Raw genomic sequence first — 12,086 nt, 5'->3', positions numbered from 1 at the left:
ACGACGGAGTCTCCGACCCTAGCAGACAGAACCCGGTAACGGTCCAATTACTATGCGAACGAAGGCCGCCTGCAACGGTATGGACGTCGTGATTCTGGCTGCGGGTGCCGGAACGAGGATGCGACCGTTGACGGACCGAACGCCCAAGCCGCTGCTCACCGTTGGTGACCGTCCACTCGCCGCGCACGTCGCGGACGTCGCGGTGGAAAGCGGAGCGTCGTCGATCGTCTTCGTCGTCGGGCCGGATGCCGACCGTGTCCGCGCGACGTTCGGCGATCGGTATCTGGGAGTGCCAGTCACCTACGCCGTCCAGGACCCCCCGGAGGGTACTGCGGGGGCCGTCAGGACCGCATTGCCTCACGTGGACGGGCAGTTCGCCGTCCTCAATGGCGACAACATCTACGACCAGGAGAGTATAGCCAGGCTCTTCTCGACGGGGCCCAGTATCGGCGTCCACGAGGTCGATGATCCATCGTCGTACGGGGTCGTCGACGTCGATGGCGGTCGGTGTGTGGGGATCGTCGAGAAGCCCGCGAACCCTCCCTCGACGTTGGCCAACGCTGGCGCGTACGTGTTCCCGGCTGTAGAGGACGATTGGTTCGATGTCGACCGGAGCGACCGAGGCGAGTTCGAACTCACCGACGTCATCACTCGGCTCGTGGCCCAGACCGACGTGACGGCGGTCGAAATGGAACGATGGATGGACGTTGGTCGACCGTGGGAACTGCTCGAGGCGAACGAGACACTCGTTCCGACCTATCCGGGCAGCGTCGAGGGTGACGTTCATCCGAGTGCAGTCCTTTCCACCGAGTCGGTCGTCGAACGCGGTGCGACGATTCTGCCGGGAACGGTCATCGAGGGAGCGGTCTACGTCCGCGAAGGGGCCACGGTCGGCCCTCACGCGCGGGTCCGAGGGACGACACTCGTCGGTGAGGATGCGACGATCGGCCATGCAGTGGAAGTGAAAAACTCAGTTCTCGCACCGAACAGTACCGTTGCCCATCTATCGTACGTCGGTGACAGTGTTCTCGGTCCGGACGTGAACCTCGGAGCGGGGACCAACATTGCAAACCTCAGACACGACGACCAGGCGGTCGAGGTGACGGTCCGGGGCGAGCGGGTCTCGACGGGTCGGCGCAAGTTCGGCGCCGTCGTCGGGCCCGGTGTCAAGACGGGCATCAACACGAGCATCGATCCGGGTGTGACCCTCTCGACCGAGGCGAGGACCCTTCCGGGGGAGGTCATCCATCGCGACCGCTGAGGGCCGTATCGAAGCGTCGTCGAGCGGTTATAGTCCCTACTTACCACGCACAATCGGGTCTCAGGCTGTGTATTACTAATCTATGTTCGGGAAAATCGTGTAGTGATGGGCGCGTATCGAATCGATCGGGAAGTGACGACAGGACGGGTCGATGGGCGTCGAAGCCCCCGTTCAAGGACAACCTGCGGGAACAATGTTCGGTGAGGCGTCGGCCATCGGTGGTACGCTCTTCGCGAGCACGGTAGCGCAGGCCGCCATGGACGATCCGATGTCCGGCACGGCGCTGTTCGTTGGTGTCCTCGCTGGTCTTCTGCTCGTCTCGTTTTTGCTCGGACGCCAACTGACCGACCCCTCGTCCGACGAGGATTCGTCATCGACCACGATCAGGTCCGACGGATCCTCGGATCCGTCAAACGTGACGACGGGTACCGGTGGAACGTCTGATTCGTCATCTGAGACGCCCCTCAAATCCCGACCCGAACCGGCCGTCGAGTGGAACACTGGGGACGGCAGCCGGGACCTCGGCGACGACGAGCGCGTTCTCGCGATGCTGGAAGATGCGGACGGGCAGCTTCGACAATCGCGCATCGTCTCGGAGAGTGGATGGTCCAAAACGAAGGTCAGCCGGACGCTGTCAGGCCTGGCCGACGACGGGGACGTGGTGAAAATCCAGTTGGGCCGCGAGAACCTTATCTGTCTCCCGGAGCAGGTGCCTTCTATCGGTCACGAAGAGGATCGCTGACGCTCGGTGACAGGCGGTATCGTTCCGAATGCAGCCGGACAGCGAGCGACAGCTATGGATGCGTTTCGTCAAAAAACGGACCGGTACCGCTTCAGCGGGTCGCGGTCTCGTCCGCTCGAGCGGCAATAGCGGCAATCGTCTCGCCGGTCAACCGCGTGGCGAATCGACGATTCACGCTTCGGCTTCGGTCGTGGTCTCCGCTCCTGCGTCGTCTTCTGTCGTGGTCTCGTCAGTCGCTTCTTCCGTCGTCGTTTCGTCAGTTGGTTCCTCAGTGGTCGTTTCGTTAGTTGGTTCCTCAGTGGTCGTTTCGTTAGTTGGTTCCTCAGTGGTCGTTTCGTTAGTTGGTTCCTCGGTGGTCGTTTCGTTAGTTGGTTCCTCAGTGGTCGTTTCGTTGGTTGGTTCCTCGGTTGTCGGCGCGGGCTCATCAGCTTCGACCGTTACCATTGCATCGTCGACGACAGCCTCACCGTCTTCGGTGTAGGGACCGTCTTCTGCACCTTCCTCGGACACGAAGTCGAACTCACTGTTGTCGTTCGTGTCGAGGTGCGGCATCGCGGTCAGGTTCGTGTCGTCTTCGAGTTCGGTCTCAGTGAAGTCCTGGCCCGGGACGTCGAAGAGCGTGACCGTCACGTTCTCGTGCGTGCCTGGAGACAGGTACTCGGAGACGCCGATGGTACTTCCCAGTGCGTCGCCCTCGGCGAGCGAGGCGCTCTCGTGAATCACCACGAAGCCGCCATCGGAGAGGTTCGCTTCGTCGACGACTACCGCTGTTCCGTTACTGGTCTGGTCGTCGAACGTGACACTCGCGGTGGGTTCGGCGTCCTCCTCGATAGTCACGGACGCGTCGTCGACGACCGCCTCACCGTCTTCGGTGTACGGTCCGTCTTCAGCACCCTCCTCGGACACGAACTCGAACGCCATGTTGTCGTTCGAATCGACGTGGGGCATAGCGGTCAGGTCCGTGTCAGCGTCGAGCGATGTACCGTCGAAGTCCGCACCCGGGACGTCGAAGAGCGTGACAGTCACGTTCTCGTGGGTGCCCGGAGTCAGGTACTCCGAAACCCCGATGACGCTACCGACCGCGTCGCCCTCGGCGAGCGAGGCGCTCTCGTGAATCGCCACGAAGCCGCCATCGGAGAGGTGGACCTCGTCGACGACGACTGTGGTCCCGTTACTGGTCTGATCCTCGAATGTGACGTTGGCTTCGAGTTCTTCAACTGGTTCTTCCTCGGCCAGTGACATCACTTCGCCGTAGTCGTGGCTGAGGATGGCGACGGTGTGGTCATCGTCTTCCCACTCGCTCGTGTCGAGGGTGAACGACACGTGGTCGGTCTCGTGGCCCTCGAGAGCGACGTGCGTGCGCTCGACGACGTCACCGTCGGCCCTGAACTCGACTGACTGGACAGCGAGCCAGTCGTTCGGGTTGGTCACTTCCGCGGTTACTTCTATCATCTCGTCATCCTCGGCTTCCGAGATGGTCAGATTCTCGACACCGTAGGCCTCACCAGCCGGCGTGGTGTACGTGATGTAGTCGCCCGCACGTGTCAAGGCTGGCTCTTCGGTGGTTTCGTCGTCAGCCGGCTCCTCGGTTGTTTCGTCGTCAGCCGGCTCCTCGGTTGTTTCGTCGTCAGCCGGCTCCTCGGTTGTTTCGTCGTCAGCCGGCTCCTCGGTTGTTTCGTCGTCAGCCGGCTCCTCGGTTGTTTCGTCGTCAGCCGGCTCTTCGGTGGTCGTTTCGTTCTCTTCTACCTGCTGGACCTGGTCCGCGCCCGTCACCGCTGACGGGTCGTCGGCTGTCGCCGGTGCAGCCAGCACCGCGCCAGCTGTCATCCCAGCGGCGACGAGCAGGACGACGACGACGGCGACCGTCCTGCGACTGAATGTGTTCGTGTCTCGTGTCATAGTGTAGGTATTCAGTGCTCGAAGTGTCGCGTGGTTGTCTCGCCAGTGCCGCGACGGAACATAGTGGCACGGCAGAGGGGATGAACGGCCGTGATTGTTCCACTCCTGGACACGAACTTACTCGCAGGTAAGGTTGGATTTTCGAAACTATTACGGCCGTACCTTTGTAACAACTAACCAGAGCATCGGCAGTAACGAGACTCCCATTGGTACTGGGCACCCGGTGAATATTTACGCCCTCACAATCGTTCTTCGAACGACATGGAGGGGTCATCCGCCGACAGCATCGATACGGGAACGAGTTCGGACCGATACACACGAACATTCGAGTTCACAGAGACGCTTACACCGAGTGTCGCTGTCGTCGAAGCCGTCTCCGACGTAACTGGCACTGACCCGAAATCCAGTCCACCGCTTCACGAGGTCGTGGATGCCGATGCGCTCAATGGACTGCTCACGGAATCGAATTCGAATCCCGAAACCGTGCGGGTGACGTTCGAGTATCAGGGCCACGAGATCACCGTCGTGGGTAACGGAACCGTCTACGTGCGCCCTGCCCAGGGCAACACTCGATAATCAGTACGTATCGTTCGAACAACGGTCTCCGTGGTTTCTGCCGTGGAAGGACCGCAACTGTCGGCGGGTGCGACCCAGCACGAACACCGTACCGTCGATCGAGCAACGTCTCCGTGAGGACTCTCCGCGACGGACCATCGACGAAATCTATTCCTCGTCCCGGCCCATAGCAGACACCATGACAGAACCGGTGGCGTCCGAACCCCGACTCACCAATCCGATCACGGTCGTCGGTGAACGGTCGGTCCGCGTCACACCGGCGGTCGCCGCATCGCTCCCCGAGGAGCGTCTTACCGCAGAGGTCGTCTGTGCCACCGGCAATCGTTACGAAGCGACCTGGGCCGGTGTCGGCATCGGCTCCCTGTGCGACACCGTCGATGCGCAGGCGGACACGACACACGTCGTGGTCGGTTCCATTGACGGATATCGTATGGCGGTTCCGATCCTCGACGCCCTCCGCGGTGTCATCGCATTCGAGAAAGACGGTCGCCCCATCGACGAGCAAGCACCGTATTCGAATCGGTTCGTCGCGCCCGCCGTCGAGGGTGCCCGGGACGTGAAGGGAGTCTCCCGGATCGAATTCCACGCCCTCGAACCGGACGCCGATCCGGAACGACTCGAGCAGTTCGAACCCGACGACGACAGATTCGAAACGGTCCGAGCGACGGACTCGACCGAAACTCAGACGCAGTAGACGAACGGGTAAAGGAGGGCGATACGGTCGTCGTCTTCGAGTATCGTATCCAGGCCGTCGAGATGTTCGTTGAACGTGCCGTTGACCAGCACCCTGGCATATCTTCGCGTCTGTTCGCCCGGCGGATTCTTGTTCCAGCGGCCAGGGAGGGAGTCGGGCCTGGGCGCCCACCCTCGCGTCGTCGCGTCGTCTTCCGTCTCCGCGATGAGCAGGTCACGGACGTCGTAATCCGCGAAGAACGCCTCGAGGAGGTCCCGCAATCATCGTCCCTCGAATCGATACTCCGTCTTCCCGAACCCGACCGCTCGTCGAACGTGACCGGTACAACGGAGGTCGACCGTGGTCACCGGCGCCCCCGTCCTGTCCCTCTCGACTCCCAGCCGCTGGTCACTCATAGGTGCCCGAACAGTCCGTCGTCGGAAAAGCTGCGCGCCGAAGATGTTCGGTGGTGGGGCGGTGTCGGTCCCTACGGGTATCCACCGTATATCGAATAGGCCAGGATGGCGAACCCGGTCGCGAGGAGGAGACTCCCGACGAGGTCGGCGCCGTCGACCGCTGCTTTCGCGTCGAGGAGGAGCAGTTCGATGACTGCGGTGCCGATGGTGATGAGTGCCAACCCGGTGGCGAGACTCCACAGCGCTCTGGCGCTGGTCCGGCGAGCGGCACGAACGCTCAACGACGTCACCACCCCGCCGAAGACGAGCACGGTCAGTATCGTAACCAGGATGACGGCCCCTCGGATCTCCATCGCTGTTCGTCCAGAAGTTCTCGTTCAGGTGATATATAGCGGGCGGCCGGTTACCGGAAGTTGGCAACGACACCGGTCGGGTGTCGGCCGGATGGCGAACAGGTTCGGGACCGAATACAGGACAGTGGGGGCCCAGGAGTCGACAACAGTCACCGTTCATCATGTTCGGACAGGACCTCGACACCGACCGGCGACCGCTCGTCCTCATCTGGGAGCTCACCCAGGCCTGCGATCTCTCGTGTAAGCACTGTCGGGCAGACGCCCAGTCCGAACGCCACCCGGCGGAACTCTCGACCAGGGAGGGGAAACGGCTGCTCGACGACGCGAGCGAGTTCGGTGAAGGGCAACTCGTCGTCCTCTCTGGCGGTGATCCACTGGTTCGCGACGACGTCGTCGAGTTGATCGACTATGGGGTCGACCAGGGATTGACCATGACGATGACGCCGTCCGGCACGGAATCGCTAGACGCCCCGACCGTCCACCGACTCGGCGATGCGGGTCTTCGGCGGATCGCCGTCAGTATCGACGGACCTGGACCGGAGAGTCACGACGATTTCCGGGGCGAGAACGGGAGTTTCGAGCAAACGCTCCGGGCGGCGAAGGCAGCGGCAGACGTCGGCCTCCCCCTCCAGGTGAACACGACCGTCTCGCAGGAGACTGTTCGCCACCTGCCAGCGATGGCCGAACTCGTCGAAGAACTCGGTGCCGTCCTCTGGTCGGTCTTCTTCCTCGTCCCGGTCGGACGTGGGACGGTGTTGACACCGATATCGCCGGAGAAGGCCGAACGCGTGATGGAGTGGTTGGCGGATCTGAATCGCGGGACACCGTTCGAGATCAAGACCACCGAAGCGCCACACTACCGCCGCGTACTCTCCAAACGAAGGGGAGCGTCCAGCCCGGAGGCCATGTCCGACGATGGGATCCGGCGGCGGATGGGGATCACGGCCGGAAACGGTTTCGCGTTCGTTAGCCACACGGGACTCGTCTACCCGTCTGGATTCCTGCCGAAAGCCGCCGGGTCCGTTCGCGAGGAATCCGTCGTCGATATCTATCGAGACTCCCCGCTTTTCACCTCGTTGCGCGAACCGGACGACCTGAAGGGGAAGTGTGGGGTCTGTCCGTTCAGGAACGTCTGCGGCGGCAGTCGGTCCCGAGCCTTCGCGTACACCGGGGACCCGCTCGAATCCGACCCGCTGTGCGCGTACGTGCCGCCGGACTACGAGGGCAGTCGGCCCGTCCAGACCGTGTCGAAGGTCGTCGAGTGATCAGGCGACGGGGGTCGTCGACAGTGTCTCGTCGAGAAATCAAACAACAGGCACGGTCGACACTGTCTCGTCGAGTTGGATGGCCGATTTCACCGTCTCGATGTCCGGATCGTCGGCTTCGTTCTCGTTCTCGAGGAGGACCGTCTCGCTCGGGAATAGTTCCTCTCCGACGAGCAACCCCGTGTCCCGAGCCGTGCCACCGGTGACGGTGAGGTAGATTCCGATACCCGTTCTGGCGATGGCTGGCTCCTCTTGCTCGTCCGGGGCGGGATACTCGAAGGTGAGACCACGTGTCGCATCGGTGCCGAGAACCGCTTCGACGAGCCGTTCGTACCGTGGGGAGATGACCAGCGGTCCCTCGTACTCCGCGATGAACGACCGATCGGGCGCATCGTGGCCCGCTTCCTGGACGACGGATGGCTTCGCGAGGACCGTGTGATGGACGGTATCACCGAGACCGGTGACCACCCTGACGTCGGTGTCGTGGGGATCGATACGATCGTTGAGGTCCGCGAGCGCCGAGAGCGGTTCGGGTTCGAGCGAGACCACCTCCTCGAGAACGAGGTCTGCACTATCGAATCCGAGGGCGAACGAGTGCGTCCGGAGTGCCCTGAACGGTTCTTCTCGACCGACGAGTTCGACGGGGACGCCCTCGATGTCCAGCGTCACAGAATCGAAGACGATACGGCGCGGTTTCCCGTCTCGGTCGTCACGGAGCAGCGTGTACTCCGGCTGAGAGGGGTCTTCAAGGTTGCTGTACCTCGCGAGCCGCTCGTAGACGGTGGTCTCTACAGACTGTTCGCCTTTGGTCACGGCCTTCTCGTATCGGAGCGTCGAGATGACGTCGTCCGCGACGGTTTCGCCACCGGAGACCGTAGCCAGTCGATCCAGAACGGCTTCGAGGGGTCGTCCTTTCCGGGGAACGGCGATACGAACCGGCGCAGTCATTGTCGACATCAGCAGGGCCGCCGCTTTACTCCTTGCGTTTTGCCCGACGGCTTAGTTGAAGAGATCCGAGAGCTGACTGCGCCACTCCTGGAACTCTTCGACGTCCGCTTCGACGTCCTCGACGTCTTCTTCGACGTCTGCCATGTCTGCTTCGACGTTCGCGAGCTGTTCTTCGAGTTCGGCGACCTCGATCCTGGCCTCCTCTCCGTCGGCGACCCGCTCTTCGATGGCCTCCAGGTCGCCGGCCAACCGGTCGACACTCTTCGCGACGTCGTCGATCGCGTTCAGATCGTCGGCGAGACTGTTGATGCGCTCGCGCAGTGCCTCCCGTTCGCCCTGGGCCGAATCCACTCGTGAACCGATCTCCTCGATTTCACCCGCGAGATCGTCGACTGCGGATTCCACGTTGGCGAGCACGTATCGCGCACGACCGTTCTCGTCGAGGAACTCCTCGAGTGCGTCGGTGTACGCCTCGAGGTCGGAGACGCGTGCCTGCAGGTGTTCGACGCGAACCGTCTCGCTCGCTGTTGGTTCGCCGACCGCTTCGCGGATCACCTCGAGGTCTTCGTCGTCGACGGTTCCGTCGCGGATCTCCGCAGCGAGCGTCGCAGCGAGGCCGTCCTCGACGGCAGCCGTGGATTCGGCGATCGTTTCGTCCGATCCGATCTGCCCGTCGTCGGATTCGGGAGTTGGTTGCGGTTCGGTCGGGGATGGGTCAGTGGGTTCGTCGCTCATGGCTGGGTCGCTCTCGATTTCGACAGCTTTCGGTTCTTCTTCTTCGGACGGTTCGTCGGCGGTTGATTCGACCGTCGATTCCACGGATTCGTCGGGTTCTGTACCGTGGTCCTCCCGCTCGATCTCGGCTGCGGTGGCGGAATCGAAAGCAGATTCCGGATCCGCCTCGGGTTCTGCTTCGCTGGTCTCTTCGTCCGGTTCGTCCTCGAACGTCTCGTCCTCGGGTTCGACCTCGAAGGCCTCGTCTTCGGGTTCGGCTGCGGTGGTATCCGCTGTCGTCTCCGCCTCGGCCGCTGCTTCTGGGTCGCCCTCGAACCCCGTTTTTTCGGGCTCTGCGTCGAATCCGCCGTCGTCGGTCTCCGTCTTCCGGCCGAAATCGTCGGTTCCTGCGGTGAGCAGGTTCTCGTCCGTTTCTGTCGCGGGCTCCTCGTCGACGTCGTCGGCCTGGGACGCCGTCGTATCGGCCGCTCCGACCGCATCGGTTCCAGCCTCGACGATGTCGTCGTCGGTCGTCGACTCGACCCCCGTCTGGAAGTCGTCGTCCGCGACCCCCTCCGTTGGTTCTGCTTCGGACGCCGCTTCGCCTTCGGGAGGCGCATCGGCAGCGGGTTCACTCGTGTCGATGATCTCTGCGTCGTCGTCGGCGACGGCGGTGGTGGCGGGTTCGGACTCCTCGGTCTCCGCTTCGAGGCCGGGGATCGACTCCCGCTCGCCGTCGGCGAGCTCTCTGACGACGTCGGAGCTCTCCTTCGGGACGACGTCCTCGATGGCCGAGTCGTCTGCCGCACCTGGGTCGACCTCGATCGTCGGGGCCTGCAGGAAGGGTTCGGCGCGTTCGTCGTCGGACATCTTGACACCGTAGACCGTTGTAAACGCTTCTCCGGCGTCGACGGAGCGTTCGAATCTGACCACCCCTTCCCCGGTGGCGGTCCAGTGTTCGCTCTCGTAGTCCGGATGGAACCCGATCTGTTCGATGCCGAAGTCCGCTGGGATCGTATCGACGATGCGGATCGTCACTTCGTCGGTGCGGTCAGACTCGATCCTGAACGTGACCGCGGGGACCGGGAACCCCTCCCGGTCGAATGCCTTCGTGACGGTTATCCCCCTATCCTCGACGATGGTCTCGTCGCTCACACGGACCACCCCGTTGGTAGACGATACATACGCCGTAGTTATCGAAGATCCACTTAAAACAACCGGCGCTATGTCGACAGATCGATTCGATCACCGATCTCGACGATAGCCAGCGATCGTGGATACTCGAAGGTCCGGATGTGCTCGTAGAGTGCAGTGGGGTCGGCCGTGAGCCCCTTCCACATGTCCCAGTGTGTGGGAAGTAGCCTGTCCGTCCGTAATGCGCTGGCGGCCTCGACGACCTGATTCTCGTCGTTGTACCAGCGCGTGCGTTTCGGGATCCTGGTCTGTTTGTCGCGGATCATTCCGACCGATCCGAACGCCAGTGCCGCGACGTCGATGTCGTAACGCTCGCCCAGGTCGTCGAACGCCGCTGTCGGTTTGGTGTCACCGCCGTGGAAGAACGTTCCCGCAGCGTGTTCGATCACGTAGGATACGGGATGGTCGGCGTCGGGGTCGTTGGCGGCCTCGACGTGGACGACGAATTCGCCGACGTCGAAGGATTCGCCCTCGCTCACCGTCTCGTACTGCGACTCGGAGACGTCGTAGGCGTCGGTCCACGTCTCCTCGTCGAGTGCCTTCGTGACGCTCGCGTCGGGACCGAAGAACCTCGCGTCTGTCCGTGCGAGGATGGGGGCCTGCGTCGGACCGTGGACGTGGTCTGTGTGCTCGTGTGTCGCCAGTATCGCGTCCGTCGCGGTGACGTCCTCGGGATCGAACGGTACCGGTATCATGCGAACGGTACGGGGTGGATCGCCGGTCCCGAGATACGGGTCGATGAACAGCGTCGTTCCCATCGATCCCTTGAGGACGAATCCGTTACAGCCGAGATACCAGATGGCGAGGCCGTCGGGGTCGGCGTCGGCCACCGCCGTGGGAAGCCAGTCGCCCCAGTCACTGTGGATGGACATGATATCGTGCTCATCCGCGGGGCGCTAATGGCTTGCGGTGTCGCGCAGAACCACCCACCATATCGAGGGGTTTGAGGGGAAACCGCCGACGTTTTACCCGCCTGCCGAGTACCGAGGGTCAATGAGCAACGACGAACGGTCGGTTGGGGACCTCCGCAACACGGGGATGGCCCTCAAGTACGACCGCGAGTGGGATTACGAACTGGAACGGGTGGCCGAGGCCGTAGCGGACCGCGAGGCCGAGTCCGTCGGCCTGCAGTTCCCCGAGGGATTGAAGCGTCGGGCCGGTGGGGTCGCCGACGACCTCCGAGACCTCTTGCCGGCGGGCGTTACCGTCCTCATCTCCGGGCAACCATGCTACGGTGCGTGTGACCTGGACCTCGAGATGATGCGCCGGACCGACGTCTTCGTCCACTTCGGCCACTCGCCGATGAAGGAGTCGGGCAACATCATCTACGTCCCGCTGTTCTCGAACGTCGACGTCTTTCCCATCATGGAGGAGGCCGTCGAAGAACTCGAAGACGGTGAGGTCGGTCTGGTGACGACCGCCCAGCATATGAGTCACTTCGACGAGATGAAGGAATTCCTCGAAGAGCGTGGTTTCACGGTCCTCACTCGGAAAGGAGATGAACGACTGACACACGAGGGACAGGTTCTCGGATGCAACTACGCGAGTGCCGACGTGGACGCCGACCAGGTCCTCTACGTCGGCGGCGGGAAGTTCCACCCCGTCGGTCTCGGCATGGAACATCCCGACAAGCGCGTGGTCATCGCCGATCCCGTCAACAACGTCCTGACCGAGGCGACCACCGAGGAGTTCGTCAAACAGCGCTACGGAGCCATCCACCGTGCGATGGACGCCGAGACGTGGGGAATCATCGTCTCCTCGAAGATCGGACAACGCCGCTGGGACGTCGCCGAAGATCTCGTCGCCGAACACGAGAGCGCCTATCTCATCAGCCTCGACGAGGTGACCCCCGACCGATTGCGAAACTTCGGGTTCGACGCATACGTCAACACGGCCTGTCCCCGGGTCACGACCGACGACGGGCCCCAGTTCCACGAGCCACTGTTGACCCCGCAGGAGTATCGTATCGCCATCGGCGAGGAACCGATGGACGCCCTTTCCTTCGACACCTTCCACGGCACCTGGTAATGATGCGGCCGCGGTAA

The 12,086-nt window shown here is 62.7% G+C and carries 11 protein-coding genes and 1 pseudogene; 6 read left to right on the top strand and 6 right to left on the bottom strand.

The features are described from left to right. Positions 1–79 precede the first annotated feature (79 nt). Together glmU and HSRCO_RS08375 are read left to right on the top strand one after the other, a co-directional pair. Positions 80–1,261, top strand: coding sequence for a bifunctional sugar-1-phosphate nucleotidylyltransferase/acetyltransferase (glmU, locus tag HSRCO_RS08380; RefSeq protein ID WP_259517186.1), 1,182 nt, complete (start codon positions 80–82; stop codon positions 1,259–1,261). A 193-nt stretch (positions 1,262–1,454) separates the two neighbouring features. After that, on the top strand, positions 1,455–2,003 hold the full coding sequence (locus HSRCO_RS08375) for a hypothetical protein (RefSeq protein WP_259517185.1): 549 nt from the start codon (positions 1,455–1,457) through the stop codon (positions 2,001–2,003). A gap of 171 nt (positions 2,004–2,174) precedes the next feature. Here the strand turns inward: HSRCO_RS08375 and HSRCO_RS08370 are convergent, their stop codons facing one another. After that, positions 2,175–3,902, bottom strand: coding sequence for a hypothetical protein (locus HSRCO_RS08370; protein ID WP_259517184.1), 1,728 nt, complete (start codon positions 3,900–3,902; stop codon positions 2,175–2,177). 261 nt (positions 3,903–4,163) lie between these two features. Here HSRCO_RS08370 and HSRCO_RS08365 point away from each other — a divergent pair, with 261 nt between their 5' ends. Both HSRCO_RS08365 and HSRCO_RS08360 read left to right on the top strand, forming a co-directional pair. After that, positions 4,164–4,478: a HalOD1 output domain-containing protein gene (locus HSRCO_RS08365; RefSeq protein ID WP_259517183.1), complete on the top strand. Its 315-nt coding sequence runs from the start codon at positions 4,164–4,166 to the stop codon at positions 4,476–4,478. Between the two features lie 178 nt (positions 4,479–4,656). After that, positions 4,657–5,172: a molybdopterin-dependent oxidoreductase gene (locus HSRCO_RS08360; protein ID WP_259517182.1), complete on the top strand. Its 516-nt coding sequence runs from the start codon at positions 4,657–4,659 to the stop codon at positions 5,170–5,172. Here the strand turns inward: HSRCO_RS08360 and HSRCO_RS08355 are convergent. After that, a pseudogene (locus HSRCO_RS08355) lies at positions 5,160–5,567 on the bottom strand (MoaD/ThiS family protein). The gene HSRCO_RS08360 and the pseudogene HSRCO_RS08355 sit on opposite strands and share 13 nt — an antisense overlap. 71 nt (positions 5,568–5,638) lie before the next feature. Next, positions 5,639–5,920, bottom strand: a complete 282-nt coding sequence (locus HSRCO_RS08345; protein WP_259517177.1) for a hypothetical protein — start codon at positions 5,918–5,920, stop codon at positions 5,639–5,641. 161 nt (positions 5,921–6,081) lie between these two features. Here HSRCO_RS08345 and HSRCO_RS08340 point away from each other — a divergent pair, with 161 nt between their 5' ends. Beyond that, entirely contained in the window at positions 6,082–7,185 is a 1,104-nt protein-coding gene (locus HSRCO_RS08340) for a TIGR04053 family radical SAM/SPASM domain-containing protein (RefSeq protein WP_259517176.1), read from the top strand. Between the two features lie 39 nt (positions 7,186–7,224). Here the strand turns inward: HSRCO_RS08340 and HSRCO_RS08335 are convergent, their stop codons facing one another. The 3 genes from HSRCO_RS08335 to HSRCO_RS08325 form a co-directional block, all read right to left on the bottom strand. Next, a complete protein-coding gene (locus tag HSRCO_RS08335) occupies positions 7,225–8,133 on the bottom strand; it encodes a hypothetical protein (RefSeq protein ID WP_259517175.1) in 909 nt (302 codons plus the stop codon). A 51-nt stretch (positions 8,134–8,184) separates the two neighbouring features. Beyond that, on the bottom strand, positions 8,185–10,002 hold the full coding sequence (locus HSRCO_RS08330; RefSeq protein ID WP_259517173.1) for a hypothetical protein: 1,818 nt from the start codon (positions 10,000–10,002) through the stop codon (positions 8,185–8,187). Between the two features lie 68 nt (positions 10,003–10,070). Further along, positions 10,071–10,913, bottom strand: coding sequence for an MBL fold metallo-hydrolase (locus HSRCO_RS08325; RefSeq protein ID WP_259517172.1), 843 nt, complete (start codon positions 10,911–10,913; stop codon positions 10,071–10,073). 121 nt (positions 10,914–11,034) lie between these two features. Here HSRCO_RS08325 and dph2 point away from each other — a divergent pair, with 121 nt between their 5' ends. Continuing rightward, positions 11,035–12,069 (top strand): diphthamide biosynthesis enzyme Dph2, encoded by a 1,035-nt coding sequence (gene dph2, locus HSRCO_RS08320; RefSeq protein ID WP_259517171.1) that lies wholly within the window; start codon positions 11,035–11,037, stop codon positions 12,067–12,069. The last annotated feature ends 17 nt before the right edge of the window (positions 12,070–12,086 follow it).

The organism is Halanaeroarchaeum sp. HSR-CO (genome assembly GCF_024972755.1).
In the GTDB taxonomy this organism is placed as follows: domain Archaea; phylum Halobacteriota; class Halobacteria; order Halobacteriales; family Halobacteriaceae; genus Halanaeroarchaeum.
This window is presented reverse-complemented; position numbering and strand designations above follow the sequence as displayed.